Origin of the sequence: Sinomonas atrocyanea (assembly GCF_001577305.1) — a bacterium.
Classification (GTDB): domain Bacteria; phylum Actinomycetota; class Actinomycetes; order Actinomycetales; family Micrococcaceae; genus Sinomonas; species Sinomonas atrocyanea.
Map to the genome: position 1 here is coordinate 4,316,127 of NZ_CP014518.1, position 24,095 is coordinate 4,340,221.

Annotated in this window: 18 protein-coding genes and 3 rRNA genes; 4 read left to right on the forward strand and 17 right to left on the reverse strand. The window is 69.4% G+C overall.

What is annotated here, in order from left to right:
- Window positions 1-67: 67 nt before the first annotated feature.
- The gene (locus tag SA2016_RS19805; RefSeq protein WP_066501588.1) at window positions 68-496 is read right to left on the reverse strand and encodes a GlcG/HbpS family heme-binding protein; all 429 of its coding nucleotides are present in this window, start codon (window positions 494-496) and stop codon (window positions 68-70) included.
- Window positions 493-2,679, reverse strand: a complete 2,187-nt coding sequence (locus SA2016_RS19810) for a malate synthase G (RefSeq protein WP_066501591.1) — start codon at window positions 2,677-2,679, stop codon at window positions 493-495. The genes SA2016_RS19805 and SA2016_RS19810 overlap by 4 nt, the downstream gene beginning before the upstream one ends.
- Before the next feature lie 253 nt (window positions 2,680-2,932).
- Here SA2016_RS19810 and SA2016_RS19815 point away from each other — a divergent pair, with 253 nt between their 5' ends.
- Both SA2016_RS19815 and SA2016_RS19820 read left to right on the forward strand, forming a co-directional pair.
- Window positions 2,933-4,690 carry an L-lactate permease gene (locus tag SA2016_RS19815; protein WP_066501593.1) on the forward strand — a complete coding sequence of 586 codons (1,758 nt, stop codon included), beginning with the start codon at window positions 2,933-2,935 and terminating at the stop codon, window positions 4,688-4,690.
- A gap of 49 nt (window positions 4,691-4,739) precedes the next feature.
- The gene (locus SA2016_RS19820; protein ID WP_084249675.1) at window positions 4,740-6,122 is read left to right on the forward strand and encodes an FAD-binding oxidoreductase; all 1,383 of its coding nucleotides are present in this window, start codon (window positions 4,740-4,742) and stop codon (window positions 6,120-6,122) included.
- A gap of 77 nt (window positions 6,123-6,199) precedes the next feature.
- Here SA2016_RS19820 and SA2016_RS19825 read toward each other — a convergent pair whose 3' ends face one another.
- The 3 genes from SA2016_RS19825 to SA2016_RS19835 all read right to left on the reverse strand — a co-directional run bounded on the left by SA2016_RS19825 (window position 6,200) and on the right by SA2016_RS19835 (window position 9,604).
- Window positions 6,200-7,237, reverse strand: coding sequence for a carbohydrate ABC transporter permease (locus tag SA2016_RS19825; RefSeq protein WP_229711000.1), 1,038 nt, complete (start codon window positions 7,235-7,237; stop codon window positions 6,200-6,202).
- A complete protein-coding gene (locus tag SA2016_RS19830) occupies window positions 7,234-8,142 on the reverse strand; it encodes a carbohydrate ABC transporter permease (protein ID WP_066502948.1) in 909 nt (302 codons plus the stop codon). Before SA2016_RS19830 ends, SA2016_RS19825 begins: the two co-directional genes overlap by 4 nt.
- Window positions 8,143-8,206: 64 nt before the next feature.
- Complete coding sequence (locus SA2016_RS19835) at window positions 8,207-9,604, reverse strand: type 2 periplasmic-binding domain-containing protein (RefSeq protein ID WP_066501595.1); 1,398 nt, start codon at window positions 9,602-9,604, stop codon at window positions 8,207-8,209.
- Window positions 9,605-9,843: 239 nt separating this feature from the next.
- On the opposite strand from SA2016_RS19835, the gene SA2016_RS21855 reads away from it, so the two are divergent.
- Window positions 9,844-10,014 carry a DUF8730 family Cys-rich protein gene (locus SA2016_RS21855; protein WP_169803095.1) on the forward strand — a complete coding sequence of 57 codons (171 nt, stop codon included), beginning with the start codon at window positions 9,844-9,846 and terminating at the stop codon, window positions 10,012-10,014.
- Window positions 10,011-10,592 (forward strand): hypothetical protein, encoded by a 582-nt coding sequence (locus SA2016_RS19840; RefSeq protein ID WP_066501598.1) that lies wholly within the window; start codon window positions 10,011-10,013, stop codon window positions 10,590-10,592. The genes SA2016_RS21855 and SA2016_RS19840 overlap by 4 nt, the downstream gene beginning before the upstream one ends.
- A 28-nt stretch (window positions 10,593-10,620) precedes the next feature.
- Here the strand turns inward: SA2016_RS19840 and SA2016_RS19845 are convergent, their stop codons facing one another.
- The 12 genes from SA2016_RS19845 to SA2016_RS19900 all read right to left on the reverse strand — a co-directional run bounded on the left by SA2016_RS19845 (window position 10,621) and on the right by SA2016_RS19900 (window position 24,018).
- Window positions 10,621-11,574 (reverse strand): 3-hydroxyacyl-CoA dehydrogenase NAD-binding domain-containing protein, encoded by a 954-nt coding sequence (locus tag SA2016_RS19845; RefSeq protein ID WP_066501606.1) that lies wholly within the window; start codon window positions 11,572-11,574, stop codon window positions 10,621-10,623.
- A gap of 19 nt (window positions 11,575-11,593) precedes the next feature.
- Window positions 11,594-12,988, reverse strand: coding sequence for an NAD(P)(+) transhydrogenase (Re/Si-specific) subunit beta (locus tag SA2016_RS19850; protein WP_229710999.1), 1,395 nt, complete (start codon window positions 12,986-12,988; stop codon window positions 11,594-11,596).
- Window positions 12,985-13,293, reverse strand: coding sequence for an NAD(P) transhydrogenase subunit alpha part 2 (locus SA2016_RS19855; protein ID WP_066501613.1), 309 nt, complete (start codon window positions 13,291-13,293; stop codon window positions 12,985-12,987). The genes SA2016_RS19850 and SA2016_RS19855 overlap by 4 nt, the downstream gene beginning before the upstream one ends.
- Window positions 13,293-14,555, reverse strand: coding sequence for a Re/Si-specific NAD(P)(+) transhydrogenase subunit alpha (locus SA2016_RS19860; RefSeq protein ID WP_066502955.1), 1,263 nt, complete (start codon window positions 14,553-14,555; stop codon window positions 13,293-13,295). Before SA2016_RS19860 ends, SA2016_RS19855 begins: the two co-directional genes overlap by 1 nt.
- Before the next feature lie 70 nt (window positions 14,556-14,625).
- Window positions 14,626-15,063 (reverse strand): VOC family protein, encoded by a 438-nt coding sequence (locus SA2016_RS19865; protein WP_084249677.1) that lies wholly within the window; start codon window positions 15,061-15,063, stop codon window positions 14,626-14,628.
- An 83-nt stretch (window positions 15,064-15,146) separates the two neighbouring features.
- Window positions 15,147-16,379 (reverse strand): sigma-54-dependent transcriptional regulator family protein, encoded by a 1,233-nt coding sequence (locus tag SA2016_RS19870; RefSeq protein ID WP_169803096.1) that lies wholly within the window; start codon window positions 16,377-16,379, stop codon window positions 15,147-15,149.
- A 194-nt stretch (window positions 16,380-16,573) separates the two neighbouring features.
- Complete coding sequence (locus tag SA2016_RS19875; RefSeq protein WP_157089153.1) at window positions 16,574-16,711, reverse strand: YegP family protein; 138 nt, start codon at window positions 16,709-16,711, stop codon at window positions 16,574-16,576.
- Window positions 16,712-16,886: 175 nt separating this feature from the next.
- Window positions 16,887-17,171: a MoaD/ThiS family protein gene (locus SA2016_RS19880; protein ID WP_066501623.1), complete on the reverse strand. Its 285-nt coding sequence runs from the start codon at window positions 17,169-17,171 to the stop codon at window positions 16,887-16,889.
- A 2-nt stretch (window positions 17,172-17,173) separates the two neighbouring features.
- A complete protein-coding gene (locus tag SA2016_RS19885; RefSeq protein ID WP_066501624.1) occupies window positions 17,174-18,301 on the reverse strand; it encodes a beta propeller repeat protein in 1,128 nt (375 codons plus the stop codon).
- Window positions 18,302-18,526: 225 nt separating this feature from the next.
- Window positions 18,527-18,643 (reverse strand): 5S ribosomal RNA (gene rrf, locus SA2016_RS19890).
- A 183-nt stretch (window positions 18,644-18,826) separates the two neighbouring features.
- A 23S ribosomal RNA gene (locus SA2016_RS19895) occupies window positions 18,827-21,952 on the reverse strand.
- Window positions 21,953-22,494: 542 nt separating this feature from the next.
- Window positions 22,495-24,018 (reverse strand): 16S ribosomal RNA (locus SA2016_RS19900).
- Together the 16S, 23S and 5S rRNA genes form the textbook arrangement of a ribosomal RNA operon.
- Window positions 24,019-24,095: the final 77 nt, after the last annotated feature.

Below are 24,095 nucleotides of genomic sequence, written 5' to 3' on the forward strand. Positions count from 1 at the left end.
GAGGCGGACGACGGCGGGTGGGCACCCGCCGTCGTCCGCCTCCTCTGGCTGCGCCCGCTCAGGGGGCTCAGGCCACCTGCGCCTCGAGGCCCACGGACTGGATCGCCTTGGCTGCGGCGGTCTCGTCGTTGTCGGACGTGTCGCCGCTGATGCCCACGGCTCCGTGCACGTCCCCGTCGCCGTTGCGGATGATCACGCCGCCGGGCACCGGGACGAGCCGGCCGCCCAAGGCGGCCGCCGCCGCCGTGACGAAGTAGGCCTGCTGCTCGGCGCGCTCCATGAGGGCCCGGGAGCCCATGCCCAGGGCGAGGGCGCCGTACGCCTTGCCGTGGGCGATCTCGAAGCGGTTGTTCGAGGCGCCGTCCTCCCGCGCCGCGGCGACCACGTGGCCCCCGGCGTCGAGCACCACGACGGTCAGCGGCTTGAAGCCCTGCTGCCGGCCGACCGCGAGCGCCTCGTCGACGATCGTGCGGGCTGCTGCGAGTCCGATGCTCACGAGGCGCTCCTGACCAGGCCCTCGGCCTGCTTCTGCGCCTCGCGGCGGCGGTGCAGGATCGGCTCGGTGTAGCCGGAGGGCTGGCTGGCGCCCTCGAGCACGAGCTCGCGGGCGGCGAGGAAGGCCTCCGAGTCGAACGAGGGCGCCATGGGCACGTAGCCCGGGTCACCGGCGTTCTGCTCGTCGACCACGGCCGCCATGCGCCGCAGCGAGTCCTCCACCTGCTCCTCGGTGATGATGCCGTGCAGGAGCCAGTTGGAGATGTGCTGGGAGCTGATGCGGCACGTGGCGCGGTCCTCCATCAGGGGGGTGCCCTCGATGTCCGGGACCTTGGAGCAGCCCACGCCGGAGCTCACCCAGCGCACCACGTAGCCCAGGGTGCTCTGGATGTTGTTGTCCAGCTCGTTGCGGCGGGCCTCCTCGTCCCACCCGCTCGGGTCCCCGAGCGGGATGGTGAGCAGCTGGCGCAGCGTGGACCGGCGGCCGGTGCCGAGCTCGGCCTGCCGGGCGTCCACGTCGACCTGGTGGTAGTGGATCGCGTGCAGGGTCGCCGCCGTGGGCGACGGGACCCAGGCGCAGTTGGCGCCGGCGAGCGGGTGCGCGACCTTCTGCTCGAGCATGTCCTTGAGGTTGTCCGGGGCGGCCCACATGCCCTTGCCGATCTGGGCACGGCCGCGGAAGCCGCACTCGAGCCCGATGTCCACGTTCGAGTCCTCGTAGGCCTTGATCCAGCTGGTGGAGCGCATGTCCGCCTTGCGGACCATCGGCCCGGCGAGCATCGAGGTGTGGATCTCGTCGCCGGTGCGGTCGAGGAAGCCGGTGTTGATGAAGACCACCCGGTCGCGGGCCTGAAAGATGCAGGCCTTGAGGTTCGCCGAGGTGCGGCGCTCCTCGTCCATGATCCCGATCTTGAGCGTGCGCGGCTCGAGTCCGAGCACCGACTCGGCGCCGGCGAGGAGGGCGCAGGCCACGGCGACCTCCTCCGGTCCGTGCATCTTGGGCTTGACGATGTAGACCGACCCGGCACGGGAGTTGCCGCCCGCGTGCGGGCCCCGCAGGTCGTGCACCGAGCCGAGGCCCGTGAAGAGCGCGTCGAGGATCTCCTCGGGGACGGGGTTGCCGGCGGCATCGAGCACGGCGTCGCTCGTCATGAGGTGGCCCACCTGGCGGATGAGCAGGAGCGAGCGCCCCGGGAGGGTCACCTCGGACCCGTCGGGCGCGGTGTAGACCCGGTCCGGGTTGAGGCGGCGGCTGAAGGTGCGCCCGCCCTTGCTCACGTCCGCGGTGAGCGTGCCCTGCATGAGCCGGAGCCAGTTGCGGTAGCCGGAGACCTTGTCCTCGGCGTCCACGGCGGCCACCGAGTCCTCGAGGTCCATGATCGTGGTGAGCGCGGCCTCGAGCACCACGTCCTTCACGCCCGCGGCGTCGGTGGACCCGATGGGGTGGCTGCGGTCGACCTGGATCTCGAGGTGGAGCCCGTGGTGGGCGAGCAGGATGGCCTCGGGCGCGGCGGCCTCGCCGCGGTGCCCCACGAACTGCGCGGGCTCCGCGAGCCCGGTCTCGCCCTGGGCCGTCTCGGCCACGAGGGCGCCGGCCTCGATCCGGTAGGCGGTCACGTCCGCGTGGGAGCCGTGGGCGAGGGGCACAGCCTCGTCGAGGAGCTGCCGCGCCTTGGCGATCACGGCCTCGCCGCGGACGGGGTTGTAGTCCCCGCCCCGCTCGCGGCCCTCGGCCTCGTCGATCACGTCGGCGCCGTAGAACGCGTCGTACAGGGAGCCCCACCGGGCGTTCGCAGCGTTGGCCGCGAAACGGGCGTTGAGGAGCGGCACCACGAGCTGCGGGCCCGAGAGGCTGGCGATCTCCGGGTCCACCCGCTCGGTCGAGATGCTGAAGTCCCCAGGCTCGTCCACGAGGTAGCCGATCGAGCGCAGGAACGCCTCGTAGGCGTCCTGGTCGATCCCGCCCTCGCCGGCGGAGCGGTGGAACTCGTCGATCTGCGCCTGGATCCGGTCCCGGGTGGCGAGCAGCTCCGCCACGCGCGGAGAGAACTCCTCGATGAGCGCCGCGGCGCCGGACCAGAAGGCATCCTCCTCGATGCCCGTGCCGGGAAGGGCCTCGTCGCGGACGAACGCATGGAGCGCCTCCGCGACCCGCAGCCCGTGGAGGTCGATTCGGTCGGTCATGATGACTCCTCGCAATGAAAGCGCTGTTTCGCAATGCGGAAAATGTATCTCGATCCCCACGAAGGTAGCCAGCCCGGCGGCCCGCTGTCAACGCCGCTCCGCCGTCTGGCCTCTCAGAACGCACCGTGGACTGACCACTGTGGACCGACCATTGACCGGTGGTCCAGCTCACACCTAGACTCCGAGGGGCTATTTCGGATAACGGAAAGTAACTTCCGGTCCATAGCGGTCCCCCACAGACAAAGGAGTCTCTGTGAGCACCTTCCACCAGCTTGTCGATCCCCTCAACGGGTCGCTGGCCCTCTCGGCGGTCCTGGCCGCCCTTCCCCTCATCCTGCTCTTCGTGATGCTCGGCATCTTCCGGACGAAGGCATGGAAAGCCGCCGTTGCAAGCCTCGTCCTCTCGATCGTCCTCGCCATCGCGGTCTGGCAGATGCCGCCCGGGCAGGCCCTCTCGGCCACCGCGGAGGGCGCCTTCTACGGGGTGTTCCCCATCCTGTGGATCCTCATCAACGCGCTGTGGGTCTACAAGCTCACCGTCGCCACGCGCTGGTTCGACGTCCTCGGCACCACCATCCGCTCCATCTCGGCCGACCTGCGGATCCTCGTGATCCTCATCGCGTTCTGCTTCGGGGCGCTCCTCGAGGCCCTCGCCGGCTTCGGCGCCCCCGTGGCCATCACCGCCGCGATGCTCGTGGCGGCGGGCATGAAGCCGCTGAAGTCCGCCATGGTGGCCCTCCTCGCCAACACGGCGCCGGTCGCCTTCGGCGCCATGGCCTCGCCGGTCATCGCCCTCAGCGGCGTCACGGGCATCCCGCTCGGGACGGTCTCGGCGATGGCGGGGCGGCAGACCCCGTTCCTCGCCCTGATCGTGCCGCTCCTGCTCGTGTTCATCGTGGACGGCAGGCGCGGTGTCCGGCAGACGTGGCCCGCGGCCATCGTGGGCGGCGTGGTGTTCGCCATCGTCCAGTTCCTCACCTCGAACTTCTTCACCGTCGAGCTCACGGATGTCCTGGCGAGCATCGTCGCGATCGCGGCCGTCCTGCTCCTCCTGCGGGTGTGGCAGCCGGCGGAGCTGCTCGAGGCGGACGGCGTGGCCGAGCAGGAGAGCGAGACGGTGCTCGCCCAGCAGGGCGCGTCGGCCGTCACGCGCGACGTCGATGCCTCCTCCACGGCCACCGTCGGCGCCCGGGCGGGGGGTGCCTCCGCGACGGGCGCCACCGGCGGCGAGCCGCCGCACGGAGCCGGCCGGGCCGGCGTCGGACGCCCCAGCACCCGCGAGATCTGGATGGCGGTCGCCCCCTACCTCGTCATCATCGTGGTCTTCTCGCTGTCCCAGGTCCCCGCGATCAAGACCTGGCTCACGGCGGTGGGCGGCTTCTCCTTCCGGTGGCCCGCCCTCAACGTGGTGGACCCCGCCGGCAAGCAGGTGGGATCGCAGATCATGCGGTTCGACCACCTCAAGGCCACCGGCACCCTGCTGCTCCTCTCCGGCCTCATCACCCTCGCGCTGTACCGCATCCCGTTCGGCCGCGGCGTGCGGATCTACGGCGAGACGCTCAAGGTGCTGCGCTGGACCATCCTCACGGTCAGCGCGGTCCTCGCCCTCTCCTTCGTCATGAACCTCTCCGGCCAGACGGGAACGCTCGGCATCGCCCTGGCATCCGCCGGCGGGATCTTCGCCCTCCTCTCCCCCGTGCTGGGGTGGATCGGCGTGGCCCTCACGGGCTCGGACACCTCGTCGAACTCCCTGTTCGGCCAGCTGCAGGTCACGGCCGCCGCGCATACGGGGCTCTCGCCGATCCTCATGGCCGCGACGAACTCCTCGGCCGGCGTGCTCGGGAAGATGCTCTCGCTCCAGAACCTCGCCGTCGCCGCGGCAGCCGTGGGCCTCGACGGTTCGGAGAGCACCCTCTTCCGGCGCCTGCTCGGCTGGAGCCTGGGGCTCCTCGTGGTCCTCACCGTCCTCGTGCTCCTGCAGACCGGCCCGCTGTCCTGGATGGTCCCGTGACCTCCGGGGCGCCCTCCCCTACCATCACCACAACACCCCAGAAGGCACCATGACGCTCAACATCGGGACCGCAGAAGCCATGCACACTGACACCGGCGCGTTCGCCGCGCACCCCCGGGCCACCTTCGACACCGGTGCGCGCGCCGCAGCGGCCACCGACCGCTCGGGCTACGAGCCGCCGACACTGCCCGATGCGGTGGTCCACGCCGAGTCCGTGGAGGACGTGGTCCAGGCCCTCCAGCTGGCCCACGAGCACCACCTGCCCGTGGTGCCCCGCGGCGCGGGCACCGGCCTCGCGGGCGGCTCGAGCGCGCACGCGGGAGAGGTGGTGCTCGATGTGTCCCGCATGAACCGCATCCTGAGCATCGACCCGGTCGAGATGATCGCGGTCGTGCAGCCGGGCGTCCTCAACGCAGAGGTCAACGCGGCCGCGGCCGAGCACGGGCTCTTCTACGCCCCCGACCCGGCCAGCACGGCCATCTGCTCGATCGGCGGCAACATCGCCACGAACGCGGGCGGCATGTGGTGCGCCAAGTACGGGGTGACGCGGGAGTCGGTGCTCGGGCTCACGGTGGTCCTCGCGGACGGCCGCGTCCTGCACACCGGCCGCTCCACCATCAAGGGCGTCACCGGGTACGACCTCAACGCCCTGTTCATCGGCTCCGAGGGCACCCTCGGCGTGGTGGTCGAGGCGACCCTGCGGCTGCGGCCGCGACCGGTGCGCACGGAGACGCTCGCGGCCTACTTCCCCGACGTCGAGGCGGCCGGCCGCGCGGCCTCGGCGATCACGGCCGCGCGGATCCAGCCCTCGATCCTCGAGCTCATGGACGGCCCCACGCTGGACGCCGTGGACCGGGCGGAGGGGACCCGGCACCGGGAGCTCGGCGGCGCCTTCCTGCTGGCCCAGACGGACGGCTTCGGGGCGCACCTCGAGCTCGACGAGATCGCGTCCGTCATCGGCCCCTACGCCTCCACGGTGCACCGGGCCGGCGGCGCGGACGAGGCCGCGGCCCTCGTCAAGGCCAGGCGGGACGCGATCCCGGCACTCGAGAAGCTCGGCCGGGTCTCGATCGGGGACATCGCCGTTCCGCGCAACCGGCTCGCGGAGGCCTTCACCGGGCTCGAGGAGATCGCCGCCCGGACCGGGACGAGGATCTTCAGCGTGGCCCACGCCGCGGACGGCAACCTGCACCCCATGATCGTGGTGGGCCCCGAGGAGTCGATCACCTCCGGACCGGCGAAGGAGGCGCTCGGCGAGATGTTCCACCTCGCGCGGCGGCTCGGCGGAACGCTCACCGGCGAGCACGGCGTGGGACTGCTCAAGCGCGAGTGGGTCGGCGAGGAACTGGGCGAGACCTCGCGCTCGCTCCAGCAGGCGATCAAGGCCACTCTGGACCCCTCGGGCATCCTCAACCCCGGCAAGGCGATCTGACCCGGCCCGCGCTCGAGGCGACGCACGACGGCGGGCGGGCACCCGCCGTCGTGCGTCGCCTTCTGCCGTGCGTCACCTCAGCCCTTGAGCGAGCCTGCGGCGATGCCCTCCATGAAGTAGCGCTGGCCGAACGCGAAGATGACCATCATCGGCAGGGTGACCAGCAGGGAGGCGACCATCACGTACTGGTAGTCGCCGTGGCCGCCGGCCGTGGGCGAGTACATCGTCATGGCGTAGGCGATCCCGAGCGGCACCGTGTACCCCTTGGGGTCGCCGAAGTTGAGGTAGATGAGCGGGCCGGCGAAGTTGTTCCACGAGGCCTGGAACTCGAAGATGAACACGATGATCGCGCTCGGCAGCGCCAGCGGGAACGCGATCCGGCGGAAGAGGCCGAAGAAGGAGCACCCGTCGATCCGTGCCGCCTCGAACAGGTCGCGCGGCAGGGAGAGGTAGAACTGCCGCATGAGGAAGATGTAGAACGCGGACCCGAACAGCGTCCCGCCCCACAGGGGCACGGTGGTCCCGAGCCAGCCGAGGGTCTTCCAGATCAGGTAGTTGGGGATGAGCGTCACGGCGCCGGGCAGCATCATGGTGCCGAGCAGGACGCTGAACAGCACCTTCTTCCCCGGGAACCTGAAGTAGGCGAACCCGAAGGCGATGGCCGAGCTCGTCAGCGTGACGATCGTGGCGGCGGCCAGCGCGATGAAGACCGAGTTGAAGACCCAGCTGAGCAGGGGCAGCTGGTTCCAGACGTCGGCGTAGTTCTGCGGGGTCGGGGTCAGCGGGATCAGCCGGTTGTCGAAGACCTCGCCGCGGGGCTTCAGCGACGCGGCGAGCAGCCACGCGAACGGGTACATGAACGCCAGCGCGAAGCCGGTGAGCAGCACCCAGCGGACGGTCTGGCCGAGGCGGCGGAGCACCCGCCGGCGGCGGTCGGAGACCGAGTGCGGGGGCACCGGGCGCCCGGATGCCGGGTGCCCCGACGCGGGGAGCCCCGGCGGCCGTCCCGCGGTGCCCGGGATGGCTGCGCCGGCGGCGACCAGGGGGCCCGCCGCCACGGAGGAGGACGGATCGTCCGCTGCGGTCGGCTCGAGGCCGGGGTTGGCGTTGGTCACGGGCGGTCGTTCCCCTCGTAGTGGACGAACCGGTTGCCGACCTTGATCTGGATCACCGTGATGACCATGATGATCGCGAACAGCAGCCAGGCCATCGCGGCCGCCGGCCCGAAGTTGAACTGCTGGAACGCCTGCTGGTACAGGTACACCCCGTAGAAGCGGGCGGCGTCGGGCACGGACGAGTTCCCGTCCCGGTAGAACAGCAGGTAGGCCTGGTCGAAGACCTGCAGCGCCCCGATGGTGTTGACGATGACGAGGAAGAACAGCGTCGGGGAGATCATCGGGATCGTGATGTGGAAGAACTGCTGGACCCGGTTGGCGCCGTCCGTGGCCGCCGCCTCGTAGAGCTCCCGCGGCACGGCCTGGAGCGCCGCGAGCAGGATGACGGTGGTGCCCCCCACGCCCCACAGGCTCATCAGCACGATCGAGGGCTTCATCCACGCCGGATCCGCGAGCCACTGCGGCCCGTCGATGCCGAAGAGGCCGAGGAACTTGTTGATGGCCCCGCTGTTGCCGTTGAGCAGGAGCAGGAACACGGCGGCCGTGGCGACCCCGGGCGTCATCTTGGGCAGGTAGTAGACCACCCGGAAGAAGCCGGAGGCCCGCTTCACCCCGTTCAGGAGCGAGGCCAGCAGGAGCGCGAACGCGATGTCGAGGGGCACGGCCATCGCGGCATAGATGAACGTGTTCCCGAGCGAGGAGAGCACGTTGGGGTCCTGCACGAGCCGCGCGTAGTTCTCGAAGCCGGCTGGGCCGCTGGCGCCCGTGGCGAGGTCGTAGTTCTGGAACGAGAGCACCAGGCTCCAGCTCATCGAGATCACCGTGAAGATGGCCAGGCCCGCGATCCACGGCGCGATGAAGAGGTAGCCGGCGGCCGACTCCCGGACGTTGTACTTCCTCCGCAGGCCCCTGCGCCCCCGCGCGCGGCGCGGGGGGCCCTGGTATGGCGGCCGTCTGTCTCGGCGGTCATCAGCCGTTCTTGCCGGCCGAGGTCTGCTGCCAGGCCCGCAGCGCCGTGGCCTGCGCGTCCTTGAGGGCGGTGGCCGGATCCTTCTCGCCGGAGAGCGCCACGGCGACGGCGTTGGAGAGCGCATCCTTGATGGCCGAGCCGGCAGGGGAGCTGCCGAAGGAGGCCGTGGTGTCCAGGGTCGCGTACGCGGTGCTGATCAGCTGGTCGAAGTCCGCGCTGCCCGAGGGCACCACGTGGGCATCGCGGACGGCCTTGTCGGCGGCCGGGGAGCCGGTGAAGAGGCCCGTGTTGATCGAGTTCTTCTGCTGGACGGTCTTGGCGCGGGCGTCGCCGGCCGCCTTCCAGGCATCCAGGGACGTGGCCTTGATGGCCCACGCGCACGCGGCCGAGGGGTTCTTGGCCGCCGTCGGGATGGCGAGGGCGGTGCCGCCGGCGTAGCCGAGGGCCTTGCCGTCGAGGGTCTTGATGGGCACCCCGACCACGCTCACCTTGTCCTTGGTCGCCGAGAGCACGTTGATGTACCACTGCGCCCACGTCTGGGCGCCCACCTCGTTCTTCACGTACTGGTTCTCGTTGCCGAAGGCGTCCATGGAGTCCTTGAAGGACTTGATGGCCGCGTAGCCGCCCTGGGCGTCCATGAGCTTCTTCATCCAGGTCAGGGCCGTGACGTTGGCGGAGGCGTCCAGGCTCGGCTTGCCGTTGGCGTCCATGGCGCTCCCGCCGAAGACCTGCAGCCACAGGTCGGCCGAGCCGGGCAGGTCGGCGTCGAAGCCGATCACGGAGGGCTTGCCGCCGGAGGCCTTGTACATCTTCTGGGCGGCCGCGACGATCTGGTCCGGCTTGGAGGTGTCGAGCTGGTCGACGCCCACGCCGGCGGCCTGCATCACGTTCTTGTCCGCGATGAGCATGGAGGTCTGGAAGAACTGGGGGACCCCGTAGACCTTGCCGCTGTAGGTGACGCTCTTGGTGGCGGCCGGGTAGTACTGCGTCTTCGGGTCGACGCCCCACAGCGAGTAGCAGGCGTCGAGGGGCTGGATGAGGCCCTTGTCCGCGAGCGTGGGGACGATGCTGCGGTCCACCTGGATGAGGTCCGGCACCTGGCCGGAGGCGGCCTGGGCCGAGAACTTCTGGGTATCGAAGTTGGTGGTGTCCATCGTGACGGTGGCCGGCGCGACGGCCTTCGTGGCCAGATCAGAACGGGACTTGCCCACCTCGTCCGAGGGGTTGTAGCCGCTGGTCTTGAGGGTGCCCGAGAGGTCCTTGCTGAACGATCCCGCGCCGGCCGAGCCGCCGGGGGCAGCGCTGCCCCCGGAGGCGGCGGGGTTGCACGCGGTGAGTGCCATGAGCACCGAGAGGGACAGCGCGGCGGCGCTGAGCTTGGTCCTGTGAGTCGACATTGACGTCCTCTTCCTTCAAGCCCTTCAGGCCCCCGGATGCGCAGGGGGACTTACGGAATTCCGGGCGTTCCCCCTGCTTGAGAACGATGCCCTTCTAAGGCGAAGGCTACCGAGGAGAAGCGGAGGAGTCGCGCACCCGCCGCGGCCGTGTCGGAAGCGGGCGGCTTGCCGTCCGGGGCGCTGGGCCTTACAGTAGAAATACCCCCAGGGGTATATCGACCCGGACAAAGGAGAATCCTATGTGCAGCCCCGCAACGTGCCCCACCTGCGGCAAGGTGACCTGGACTGGCTGCGGCCAGCACGTCGACCAGGTGTTCGCGAACGTCCCCGAATCCCGCCGCTGCCCCGGCCACGACCAGGCACCGGGCTCCGGCGCCAGCCTGCTGGGCAAGTTCCTCTCCTGGCGGTGAGCGACCGGGAGCCGCACGGCCCCGCGTTCGACGCCGATCCCGTCCTCGTGCTCCCGGCCGGCGGCCCGCGTGGCCTCGCCTCGCGCTGGTCGGTGCCCATGACGTGGACGGGAAGCAGGTGGGCCACTGCTGCGGCGGCCGTGGTGCTCGCGGCCGCCGCCCTGGTCTTCGCCAACGGTGCCTTCGCCGCGGCGTCCCTTCCCGGCGCCCTCTGGACGGCCGCCCTCGTCGGCGTCGGCTCGGCCACGTTCGGACTTCTGGTCGGCAGCCTCGTCGGAGCCCCGATCGGGGCCGGGGCGACCGCCTGCGACCTCCGCGGGCCGCTGTTCGGCATGATGGGCCTGCTGCTGGCCACGACGCAGAGCCGTTCGAGCCTGCTCGTCCAGCTGTTCGCGGGCCTGCCCCTGGACGCGATCCGCTTCGGGGTCCAGCCCGCGGTGGGCGCGGCGGCGGTCGCGCTCATGGCGGCCGCCCTCTCCTCACGGCTCCGGCTCGAACGCGACGCCCTCGCGGACCCGGCCGGCGCCCAGGCCTGCGCCACCTGCGTGCCGCTGTTCCCGCGCCGCCCGCAGGCGTAGACCCGTAGGCCCCCCGCCAGGCGGGGGCCTACGGGATGTGCGGGGCCTGGGCCTTGGCAGCGAGGAGCCCGAGGAGGAGCCTGTCCCGCTCGGCGAGCACGGCCTCCCAGTCGCGGCCCTCGAGCTCCGCGGCGACGCCCTCTGCCATCGTCTCGATGTAGTCGTCGGTCTCGGGGTACTCGCCGAGATCGGCCGCCCACTCCCGCATGGCAGGGCCGAGGTGCTCGAGGAAGTGGGTGATGCCGCCGTCCCCGCCGCCGGCGTGCATCGTGAGGAAGGGCCCCAGCAGGGCCCAGCGGAGGCCCGGGCCATACGCGATCGCGGTGTCGATGTCCGCGACGCTCGCCACGCCGCTGCGGACCAGGTGGAACATCTCCCGCCACAGGGCATCCTGCAGCCGGTTGGCCACGTGGCCCGGGACCTCCCGGTTGATGCGGATGGGCTTCTTGCCGACGTCGGTGTAGAAGGCGAGCGCGTGGTCCACGTTCTCGGGAGCGGTCCGCGCACCGCCGAGCACCTCGACGAGCGGAATGAGGTGCGGCGGATTGAACGGGTGCCCGAGCACGAGCCGCTCCGGGTGGCGCATCCCCTCCTGCGCCTCGGAGACCAGGAGCCCCGAGGACGAGCTCGCGATGAGGGCCGCCGCATCGGCGCCCTCCTCGATCTCCGCCAGGATGGCGCGCTTGAGCACCAGCCGCTCGGGCCCGTTCTCCTGGACGAAGTCGGCGCCCCGGGCTGCCTCGGCGATCGAGGGCGCGAAGGCGAGGCGGTCCTGCGGGGCGGAGCCGCCCTCCCCCTCGGCACCGAGGGCCGCGAGGGTGGGCCAGAAGGCCTCGACATGGGCGCGGAGCCGGTCCTCGGCGCCCTCGGCCGGGTCCGCGGCCGCCACGCGGAAGCCGCGCGAGAGGTAGTAGGCGGCCCAGCTTGCGCCGATGGTGCCGGTGCCGATCACGGCGACCGTCCTCGGGGTCGTGGGGGTCATCGTGGGTCCTTCCCTGGGGTCAGAGGGCCTTCACGGCGCCGAGGACCTGGGTCAGGGAGTCCTTCGCGTCACCGAAGAGGAGGGCGGTCTTGGGGTCGTAGAGCAGCTCGTTCTCGATGCCGGCGAAGCCCGGCCGCATGGAGCGCTTGAGGAAGACCACCTGCTTGGCCTCGGCGACCTCGAGGATCGGCATGCCGTAGATCGGTGAGCCCGGCGTGGACTTCGCGGCGGGATTGACCACGTCGTTCGCGCCGACCACGAGGGCGACGTCGGCCTGCCGGAACTCGCTGTTGACCTCGCTCATCTCCTTGAGCGACTCGTAGGGCACGTTCGCCTCGGCCAGGAGCACGTTCATGTGCCCCGGCATGCGCCCTGCCACGGGGTGGATCGCGAACTCGACGTCGATCCCCCGTGCCTCGAGGGCGCCCGCGAGCTCGGCCGCGGTGTGCTGGCCCTGGGCGACGGCGAGCCCGTACCCGGGCACGATGATCACCTTCTGCGCGTAGCCGAGCAGCACGGCGACGTCCTCGGGGCTCGAGGAGCGGACGGGGCGGTCCGAGACGGCGGTGGAGCCCGCCGTCGACCCTCCCCGGAAGGCGCCGAACATGATGTGCACGACGCTGCGCCCCATGGCTGCGGCCATGAGGCGGGTGAGGATGGTGCCGGACGCCCCGACGAGGGTGCCCGCGACGACGAGGAGCACGTTGCCGAGCACGAGACCGCTGGCGGCGACGGCGAGGCCCGTGAACGCGTTGAGCAGCGAGATGACGATCGGCACGTCCGCCCCGCCCACGGGCAGCACGAGCAGGACCCCGGCCAGGAGCCCGAGGGCGAGGAGCACGACGGCGAGCGGCACCGAGCCCGTCGCGACCACGGCCCCGGCCGCGGCGAGCGCGGCGAGCAGCACGGCGCCCATGAGCACGGGAAGGCCCAGGAACGTGACGGGCCGGGTGGTCATGAGCTCCTGGAGCTTGGCGAACGTCACGGCCGAGCCGGCGAAGGAGACGGCTCCCACCAGGAGCGTGAAGACGATCGCCAGCCGCACCCAGCCGTCCTCGGGGGCGCCCGCGTGGGGCAGTTCGAGCAGCGCGACGAGGGCCGCCGCACCGCCGCCCACGCCGTTGAAGAGCGCCACGAGCTGCGGCATCTGCGTCATCTTGACCCGGCGTGCCACCGGCGCCGCGATGGCCGCGCCGACCGCGATCGCGGCGAGGATCCAGGGGATGTTCGCGAGCCGGCTCGAGAGGAACACGGTCACGAGGGCGATCGCGGCGCCGAGCGCGCCGACGAGGTTGCCCCGGCGGGCATGCTTCGGGGAGGACAGGCCCTTGAGGGCCAGGATGAAGCACACGGCTGCGGCGAGGTAGAGCAGCGCGGTCCAGGTCGGGTCGAGCAGGGGCGCGGAGGCGGTCACCTGGCGTCCTCCTTGGCCCCGGGAGCCGGCCGGCGCCCCCTGAACATCTCGAGCATCCGGTCGGTCACCACGAACCCGCCCACGAGATTGGCCGTGGCGAGCACCACGGCGAGCAGTGCCAGCGCGAGCACCCACCCGTCCTCCGCCTGCCCGGCCACGGTGATCGCGCCCACGAGGATGATCCCGTGGATCGCGTTCGCGCCGGACATGAGCGGGGTATGCAGGATGCTCGAGACCTTCGAGACCACTTCGAAGCCCACGAACACCGCGAACACGAGGATCGTGAGCACCTCCACACCGCCCATCAGCCCGCCCCCTCCTCGGTCTCGTCCTCGATGCCCGGCGGCCCGTCCCGCCGCGCGGCGCCGGCGGCGACCGAGCTGCCCGCGGATGCGGTGGCTGCGAGGGCAGCGAGCGCCTCGGCCGTGGGCTCGTGGCGCACCTCGCCCGCATGCGTCAGGCATGCCCCGGCCACCACCTCATCGTCGAAGTCGGGCCGGATCTCGCCGCCGTCGCCGGGGCCCTGCGGGACGAGCAGCTCGATGAAGTTGGCGACGTTCTTGGCGTACAGGCGCGAGGCGTCCGCGGGCATCGCCGAGGCGGCGTCCTTGAGGCCCACCACGGTGACCTCGCCGGCCCCGCCCGCCACTTGTACCGCCACGTCCTCGCCCGGGACGGAGCCCTCGACGTTGCCCCCGGACTCGGCCGCCATGTCCACGACCACCGAACCGGGCCGCATCGCGGCGACCATGTCCCGGGTCACGAGCAGCGGGGCGCGGCGCCCGGGCACCGCGGCGGTGGTGATGAGCACGTCGGCCTCCGCGACGTGCGGCGCGAGGAGCTGGCGCTGGAGGGCGCCGCGGTCGGCGGAGAGCTCCCGGGCGTAGCCGCCCGCGGCCTGGGTGGCCTCGGCCGAGTCCACGTCGAGGTGGACGAACGTTCCGCCCATCGAGGCGACCTCGTCCGCGGAGGCGGGGCGGATGTCGTTGGCGGAGACCCGCGCGCCGAGCCGCTTGGCGGTGCCGATCGCCTGGAGGCCCGCGACCCCGGCACCGAGCACGAGCACCTTCGCCGGCGGGACCGTGCCGGCGGCGGTCATGTAGAGCGGGAAGAAGCGCGGAAGCCGGATCGCTGCCTCGAGCACACAGCGGTAGCCGGTCACGAGGGCCTGCGAGGTGAGGGCGTCCATGGACTGCGCGCGGGAGATCCGCGGGACGAGCTCGAGCGCGAAGGCCGTCACCCCGGCATCGGCGAGCGCGCGGACCGTGGGCAGCTCGGTGGACGGCGAGGCCAGTCCCACCGTGACGGCGCCCGGCCGGAGGGCCGCGGCCGTGGCCGGATGGAGGGGGCGCACATGGGCCAGCAGGTCCACACCGGCGGGATCGAGCGCGGGCACGACCTCTGCCCCGGCCTCGGCGTACGCGGCGTCGGAATGCCCGGCGGCCGCCCCCGCGCCCGACTCTACTGAGACGTCGAGGCCCTGGCCCACCAGCTGCCGCACGGTCTCGGGCGTCGCCGCCACGCGCCGCTCGCCGAGGAGCCTCTCCCTCGCGATGCCCACCCTCACGTGCACACCTCCGCTCCGGCGGCGCACCGTGGCCGCCTGAGCCAGAGTCTATGCGCCCCTGCGCCCGTGTCTACGATGCGGCGCCCTGTCCGCTCTGGCCGGCGATGTTGACGAGCCAGGCGATGCCGAACCGGTCGGTGAGCATGCCGAACGTGTCGCCCCAGATGGCCTTCTGCAGCGGCATGGACACGGTGGCACCCTCGGCGAGCCTGTCCCAGTAGCCGCGCAGCTCGTCTTCCGTCTCCGGGCCGCCGCTGAGCGAGACCGAGAAGTTGTTGCCGGGGCGGTACTCCATGCGGGGCGGGGTGTCCGAGCCCATGAGGGTGAAGCCGCCGGGCGTGGTGAGCTGCGAGTGCATCACGAGGGGCCCCTCCGAGGGGTCCATGGCGGCGTGCAGGTCGTCGAAGGTGGAGATGGTCAGGTCCCCGCCGAGCACCGACTGGTAGAACGTCATGGCGTCCCGGGCGTTGTCCTTGAAGTTGAGGTAGGGATTCAGGGTGGCAGGCACAGTGCGGCTCCTCGCGAGTGGTCTGACGCTGACCCTCAGGACCCTACGTCCCGCCGCCGGCGGTTGTCAGCCGTCGAACGGCCCTATCCTGCGAGGCGCTCGAGGTGGGCCACGACGGCGGCCCGCTTGGGCGAGCGCGGCGGGAGGAGGCTGAGCGCGGTGCGCCACGCCTCGGCGTCGTCCGCCGCCTCGGGGAGCCGGAGGTAGTGGAGCACGACGTCGACGGCGGCGCTGCCCACCACCGCCTCCCGCAGCGTCGCGGACAGCTCCTCGCGCAGCTCCGTGATCGCCGGCGCCTCGGAGCGCGGCAGGAGCTGGCCGGCGTAGGCGCCGAGGGCCTGGCGGTGTGAGCCGCGGGCGAGGAGCGCGAGGGCGGTCATGGAATCGACCTCGAGGCCCTCCACCCGGTAGGGGCGCGAGAGCAGCGTGACCCCGGTCCCCGAGGCCTCGAGGACCTTGCGGAGCCGCACGAGCTCCGCGCGCAGCGTCACCGGCGGCACGGGCTGGGAGTAGAGCCGCTCGGCCAGCTCCTCGGCGGTGAGGCCGCGCGGGTTCCCGGCGAGCAGCACGAGGATCTCGGAGTGCCGCACGCTCAGGTTCAGCTCGCGGCCTCCCCAGCGCAGCACGCCCTGGTCGCGGCCGGTGACGGCCAGGACCGCGCCGACGGGCCGCTGGGCCCGCTCGATGCGCGGCTTCCGTTCAGGGCCGAGCGTCCGGAGCCGCTCCTCGACGGCGGCGACAGTGGCCCTGAGCCAGGGCAGGGCGTGGCCTCCCACGGCCTGCTCTCCCCCCGTGATGTCGACAACGCCGAGCGTCTGGCCCGTCGCGGGGTCGCGGATGGGCATCGCCGTGCAGGAGAAGGCCTCGACCAGGGGGCTGAAGTGCTCGGCGCCGTGGATCTGCACCGGACCGCCGGTGGCCAGGGCCGTGCCGGGCGCCGACGTGCCGATGCTCGCCTCGGACCAGTCGGCGCCCTCGAGGAAGGCCATCCGCTCCGCCCGCCGGCGCACCGCGGCGTCCCCGCCGAGCCACAGGAGCCGGCTGCCCGCGTCGCCCACGGCCACGAGGATGCCCGAGTCGCGGGCAGGCTCGACCAGGAGCCGGTCGATCACCGGCATCACGGGTGCGAGCGGATGCTCCGCGCGGTAGGCGTCGAGTTCGCCCTCGTCGAGGATGCTCGTGACCACGGCGTCCTCACGGCGGGGGTGGACGGCGAGCGAGCGGCGCCAGGAGTCGGCCACGACAGGGCGCGCCGACCCGTCGTCCCCCGCTGCGGGGACCGGATCGGGTGCCTGCTGCACCTGGTTCGCACGCACGCCCACCCACTCCTTCATGTGTGCCGTGGCTCACAAGTGTACGCGCCGCGGCCGCCGGTCCGGCCGGCGCAACGTTGCGCCGAGGTTGCATCAGAAGCCTTACCGGAGGACTACTCCCTGTGGCACGTCTTCGACGCCCCGGTGCCGATGGGCCCGGCGGCCGGGACTCCATCGTCCCGGCCGCGCCGGCCCGCTCAGGCGCCGTGCGCCGTGCGGTCGACCACCAGTGCCAGCGCCGCGGCCTCGCGGATCTGGGCGATGGCGCTGCGCACCGCGTCGATGCTGGGCAGCCCGCTGAGGTCGGTGAGGACCTCTCCGGCAGGCCCGGTCATGCGCAGCCGGTAGGAGCCGCGCCTGGCGGGGTCTCGGAGTACTTCGAACGTCGGGCTCATCATCCACCTGTCTGCACAGCACTGTGCTCTGTTCAAAAATGTGACAGTGCCAGTCTCATTGAGCCGCGCGACGGTGACCAAGGTCAAAGGTCACATATCGGCATGTTGCGGGCGGCTATCCGCCGGCGATCGACTGGATGACGAGCACTTCCTGCCCCGCGGCGACCGGGGTCGCAAGGCCCCCGGCGCGGCGCACGTCCTCACCGTCGACGTAGATGTTGACGTGCCGGCGCAGCTCGCCCCGCTCGTCCCGGATCCTCCGGCCCAGGACGGGATAGTCGCGGCCGACGGCGTCGAGGGCCTCCCGCACGGACCTCGCCGAGGCGTCGGGCAGCTCGAACTGGGTCCTCCCGCCGCTCGCCGGCGCGAGGACGGAAGGCACGACGACGGTGACGGACACGCCTAGGTCCCCTGGCCGGCGTCGTGCGCTGCTCCGGCCGGCGGGGCGGTGAGCTCGGCAGCCCGGACGCACAGCACGTCGGGCAGGTGCGCGATCACCTCCTGGAAGGCCTCCCCCTCGTCGGCGCTCGCGTACACCGAGCCGCCGCGGGTGCCGAAGTAGACGCCCACGGGCTCCGCGGTGTCGACCGAGGCCGCGTCGCGGAGCACGGTGTTCCAGTCCGGCTCGGCCAGGCCCGTGTCGAGGCTGCGCCAGCTCTCCCCGGCGTCATCGGTGCGGTGGACCGCGAGGCGGCCGCCGGGCGCGACCCGTTCCCAGTCCGAGACGAGGGGCACCACCCAGGCGGTGCCGCTGCGCCGCGGATGCGTGAGCATCACGAACCCGAAGTCGGCCGGCAGCCCGTCCGCGATGGACACCCAGGTGTCCCCGCGGTCGTCGCTGCGGTAGACGCCCCGGTGGTTCTGCGCGTAGAGACGTCCCTCGCTGTCGGCCGCGATCTTGTGGACGCACTGTCCGACCTCGGGACTCGGGTCGGGCAGGAAGTAGGCGGAGATGCCGTGGTTCCGGGCGGTCCAGCTCGCGCCGGCGTCGGTGCTGCGGTAGACGCCGCCGGCACTGATGGCCACGTGGACCTGTTCCGGATCCTCGGCGTCGGGCACGATCGTGTGGACGGCCGCGCCGCCGGCGCCGGGCGCCCACCGGTCCCTGTCGGGGTGCTCCCAGAGGGCCCGGTTCAGCTCGAACGTCGCTCCGCCGTCCGTCGACTTCCACACCGAGATCGGCTCCGCGCCGACCCAGACGACCTCCGGGCGGTCCTCGGAGTCCGGCTGGATCTGCCAGATCCGCTCGACGGCGGCCTCCGTCCCCTCGGGGAAGACGACGGAGCCCTGCTCGGGCTCGGTCCAGGTGGCGCCGAGGTCGTCGGAGTGGACCACGGTGGGCCCGAAGTGCTCCGAGCGGACGCCCACGAGCAGGCGCGTGCGGCCGCCGCGCGTGTCGATGGCGACGGAGGGGATCTCCTGCATCAGGAACTGGGGCTCGGCGACGGTCCAGGTCTTGCGGTCCTCGCTCGTGGCGAGCCAGAGCCCCTTCTTGGTCCCGACGGCGAGGAGGAAGCGCGGTGTGGTCATCGCGCCATCAGAGCATCGGGCGCAGCGGGGCAGCAAGGGTCCGGCCGCCAGGAAGTCACTACGGCCGAAGGTAGGCACGCCTAACCTGCCGGCGTAATCTCTTGCCTAGGACTTCGAGGCTGCCCCGGAGCGCGTATTCCCCCAATTGCGCGCTCCGGGGTCTTTTGTGTGTTAAGTGCGGGAGCCCCCCAACCGGGTGGTTGGGGGGCTCGACCGTGTGGTGTTGTCCGGCGGTGTCCTACTCTCCCACACCCTCGCGGGTGCAGTACCATCGGCGCTGTGGGTCTTAGCTTCCGGGTTCGGGATGGGTCCGGGCGTTTCCCCCACGCTATGGCCGCCGTAACCCTTCTACCCTTCCCTGCCCCGGTGTGGGGGTGGGTGGGTGGTCTGTGGTCACGGGTTTCCGTGATGTGTATTCGGTTGTGGGTTCCCCGGGGTTTGTTGTCTGGGGACCGTATGGTGGACGCGGAGCATTCTGTGGTTCGCACACCCCCTTTTTTTCCTTGCGGTGGTGGGGGGTGTGGTGTGTTGAGGTTGTCGGCCTATTAGTACCGGTCGGCTTCACGAGTCTTCAGTCCTCGTTTCCACGTCCGGCCTATCAACCCAGTGGTCTGCTGGGGGCCTCTCGCCCTTGACGGGCGTGGAGATCTCATCTTGAAGCGGGCTTCCCGCTTAGATGCTTTCAGCGGTTATCCCATCCGAACGTAGCCAACCAGCCGTGCACCTGGCGGTACAACTGGCACACCAGAGGTTCGTCCGTCCCGGTCCTCTCGTACTGAGGACAGCCCTTCTCAGATCTCCTGCGCGCGCAGCGGATAGGGACCGAACTGTCTCACGACGTTCTAAACCCAGCTCGCGTACCGCTTTAATGGGCGAACAGCCCAACCCTTGGGACCTACTCCAGCCCCAGGATGCGACGAGCCGACATCGAGGTGCCAAACCATGCCGTCGATATGGACTCTTGGGCAAGATCAGCCTGTTATCCCCGAGGTACCTTTTATCCGTTGAGCGACGGCCCTTCCACGAGGTGCCGCCGGATCACTAGTCCCGACTTTCGTCCCTGCTCGAGATGTCTCTCTCACAGTCAAGCCCCCTTGTGCACTTGCACTCGCCACCTGGTTGCCGACCAGGCTGAGGGGACCTTTGGGCGCCTCCGTTACTCTTTGGGAGGCAACCGCCCCAGTTAAACTACCCGTCAGGCACTGTCCCTGACCCGGATCACGGGCCGAGGTTCAGGTGTCCAAAGCGACCAGAGTGGTATTTCAACGATGACTCCACCGGCACTGGCGTGCCCGCTTCACAGTCTCCCACCTATCCTACACAAGCCGCTCCGAACACCAATACCAAACTGTAGTGAAGGTCTCGGGGTCTTTCCGTCCTGCTGCGCGTAACGAGCATCTTTACTCGTAGTGCAATTTCGCCGAGTTCACGGTCGAGACAGCGGGGAAGTCGTTACTCCATTCGTGCAGGTCGGAACTTACCCGACAAGGAATTTCGCTACCTTAGGATGGTTATAGTTACCACCGCCGTTTACTGGGGCTTGAATTCTCCGCTTCGCCATTGCTGGCTGACGGGTCCTCTTAACCTTCCAGCACCGGGCAGGAGTCAGTCCGTATACATCGTCTTGCGACTTCGCACGGACCTGTGTTTTTAGTAAACAGTCGCTTCCCCCTGGTCTCTGCGACCCATATCCCCTCCCAGGCGCGCGGCCTGTTCAAGGTCAGGGTCCCCCTTCTCCCGAAGTTACGGGGGCATTTTGCCGAGTTCCTTGACCGTGATTCTCTCGATCGCCTTGGTATTCTCTACCTGATCACCTGTGTCGGTTTGGGGTACGGGCGGCTGGGACCTCGCGTCGATGCTTTTCTCGGCAGCATAGGATCACCCGATCCCCCCGTGAGGGGGTCCCGTCGGATCTCAGGCCCTGTGCGCGGCGGATTTGCCGACCGCGCGCCCTACATCCTTGGACCAGGTCAACCATCGCCTGGCCGGGCTGCCTTCCTGCGTCACACCTGTTAATACGCTTGCCTCGCAGCTCTGGTCCCCGCGCTCGCCCCACGGTCCATGCCCGAAGGCATGGGGTGTGGGGTCCGGGCGGTCAGCATCGGCTGTCCGGCATGGGCGGTCCTTCGCCGGTACGGGAATATCGACCCGTTGTCCATCGACTACGCCTGTCGGCCTCGCCTTAGGTCCCGACTTACCCAGGGCAGATGAGCTTGACCCTGGAACCCTTGATCATCCGGCGGACGGGTTTCCCACCCGTCTTTCGCTACTCATGCCTGCATTCTCACTCGTGCGGCCTCCACCCCTCGGTCACCCGGGGGCTTCACTGCCCGCACGACGCTCCCCTACCCAGCCCCACCCCTGAACCACGAAGGCTAGGGTGCACGTGGGACTGCCACGGCTTCGGCGGTGTGCTTGAGCCCCGCTACATTGTCGGCGCGGAATCACTTGACCAGTGAGCTATTACGCACTCTTTCAAGGGTGGCTGCTTCTAAGCCAACCTCCTGGTTGTCTGGGCAACTCCACATCCTTTCCCACTTAGCACACGCTTGGGGCCTTAGCCGGTGGTCCGGGCTGTTTCCCTCTCGACTACGAAGCTTATCCCCCGCAGTCTCACTGCTGCGCTCTCACTTGCCGGCATTCGGAGTTTGGCTGACGTCAGTAACCTTGTGGGGCCCATCGGCCATCCAGTAGCTCTACCTCCGGCAAGAAACACGCAACGCTGCACCTAAATGCATTTCGGGGAGAACCAGCTATCACGGAGTTTGATTGGCCTTTCACCCCTACCCACAGCTCATCCCCTCCATTTTCAACTGAAGTGGGTTCGGTCCTCCACGACGTCTTACCGTCGCTTCAACCTGGCCATGGGTAGATCACTCCGCTTCGGGTCCAGACCACGCCACTGAACGCCCTGTTCAGACTCGCTTTCGCTACGGCTCCCCCACACGGGTTAACCTCGCGACGTGGCACTGACTCGCAGGCTCATTCTTCAAAAGGCACGCCATCACCGCACCCCCAACGGGGCCGGCTCTGACGGTTTGTAGGCGCACGGTTTCAGGTACTGTTTCACTCCCCTCCCGGGGTACTTTTCACCTTTCCCTCACGGTACTTGTCCGCTATCGGTCATCGGGTAGTATTCAGGCTTATCAGGTGGTCCTGACAGATTCGCACGGGATTTCTCGGGCCCCGTGCTACTTGGGGACACCGGCAAGGACGGCAGACCAGCGTTACGGCTACGGGACTCACACCCTCTACGGCCGGCCCTTCAAGACCGTTCGCCTACACTGCTGCACTCGCCCCCGACCACCGGCAGATGATCGAAGCCAGGCCCCACAACCCCCTGCGCGCAACCCCTGCCGGGTATCACACGCGCACGGTTTGGCCACATCCGCGTTCGCTCGCCACTACTGACGGAATCACTGTTGTTTTCTCTTCCTGCGGGTACTGAGATGTTTCACTTCCCCGCGTTCCCTCCACACCGTCTATGCGTTCAACGGCGGGTCACCGCATCAAGTGCGGCGGGGTTCCCCCATTCGGAGACCCTGGGCTCACAGTCCGGTTATCGACTCCCCCAGGCTTATCGCAGATTCCCACGTCCTTCATCGGCTCCCGATGCCAAGGCATCCACCGTGCGCCCTTGGAAACTTCAACACAGAAGAAACCACAAAGGGCGCACACACACGCAAAACATGCATGCACACACCTACAAGAAAACTCGACCCGCCACGACCACACCACCACCCCACAGGGCAGGGCACAGCGCGGCAGGAAGAAATTGCTAGATGCTCGCGTCCACTATACAGTTCTCAAACAACAACCCCCACAACCTGCACCCATGCGGCAGGGCCGCACGGCACGGGAAGGCGGGAACCAGCACCCCCACACACCCCGCACCCCCACACAGGGGGCACAGGAGCAAAACGGGGGCGCAGGGCGTGTTGCCCCAGGACCCAACAGTGTGCCAAGGACCCCACCCCCCGGACAATCCGGCCCGGAACCCTTTCCAACCGCCCACACCGGAGTGCGGGGGCGTACTGGGGCCACAGGCCGTACCAGGGGCACGGGCCACGAATCCGTCGATGTTCCACCCATGAGCACCCGCCGGGAGACGAACGCTCCCGCAGCGGGCCGCTGCTCCCCCCGCACCGGCACGGCCCATGCGGGCCGCCCCCGGCAGGGGCGCTGCTCCTTAGAAAGGAGGTGATCCAGCCGCACCTTCCGGTACGGCTACCTTGTTACGACTTAGTCCCAATCGCCAGTCCCACCTTCGACGGCTCCCTCCCACAAGGGGTTGGGCCACCGGCTTCGGGTGTTACCGACTTTCGTGACTTGACGGGCGGTGTGTACAAGGCCCGGGAACGTATTCACCGCAGCGTTGCTGATCTGCGATTACTAGCGACTCCGACTTCATGGGGTCGAGTTGCAGACCCCAATCCGAACTGAGACCGGCTTTCTGGGATTGGCTCCACCTCACAGTATCGCAACCCTTTGTACCGGCCATTGTAGCATGCGTGAAGCCCAAGACATAAGGGGCATGATGATTTGACGTCGTCCCCACCTTCCTCCGAGTTGACCCCGGCAGTCTCCCATGAGTCCCCACCCGAAGTGCTGGCAACATGGAACGAGGGTTGCGCTCGTTGCGGGACTTAACCCAACATCTCACGACACGAGCTGACGACAACCATGCACCACCTGTGAACCGGCCCCGAAGGGAAGCCCCATCTCTGGGACGGTCCGGCACATGTCAAGCCTTGGTAAGGTTCTTCGCGTTGCATCGAATTAATCCGCATGCTCCGCCGCTTGTGCGGGCCCCCGTCAATTCCTTTGAGTTTTAGCCTTGCGGCCGTACTCCCCAGGCGGGGCACTTAATGCGTTAGCTGCGGCGCGGAAACCGTGGAATGGCCCCCACACCTAGTGCCCAACGTTTACGGCATGGACTACCAGGGTATCTAATCCTGTTCGCTCCCCATGCTTTCGCTCCTCAGCGTCAGTTACAGCCCAGAGACCTGCCTTCGCCATCGGTGTTCCTCCTGATATCTGCGCATTTCACCGCTACACCAGGAATTCCAGTCTCCCCTACTGCACTCCAGCCTGCCCGTACCCACTGCAGACCCGGGGTTGAGCCCCGGGCTTTCACAGCAGACGCGACAAACCGCCTACGAGCTCTTTACGCCCAATAATTCCGGATAACGCTCGCGCCCTACGTATTACCGCGGCTGCTGGCACGTAGTTAGCCGGCGCTTCTTCCGCAGGTACCCTCACCCCAAGGGGCTTGTTCCCTGCCGAAAGGGGTTTACAACCCGAAGGCCGTCATCCCCCACGCGGCGTCGCTGCATCAGGCTTCCGCCCATTGTGCAATATTCCCCACTGCTGCCTCCCGTAGGAGTCTGGGCCGTGTCTCAGTCCCAGTGTGGCCGGTCACCCTCTCAGGCCGGCTACCCGTCGTCGCCTTGGTAGGCCATCACCCCACCAACAAGCTGATAGGCCGCGAGCCCATCCAAGACCGCACAAGGCTTTCCACCCCCCACCATGCGGCAGGAGGTTGTATCCGGTATTAGACCCAGTTTCCCAGGCTTATCCCAGAGTCAAGGGCAGGTTGCTCACGTGTTACTCACCCGTTCGCCACTAATCCACCCCGAAGGGCTTCATCGTCCGACTTGCATGTGTTAAGCACGCCGCCAGCGTTCATCCTGAGCCAGGATCAAACTCTCCGTCAAAGAACACGCCAACCAGGAACCCCAGGAAAATGAGGCACACCCGGCCAGCAGAAAATGATCCGGCATCAAACACCCAC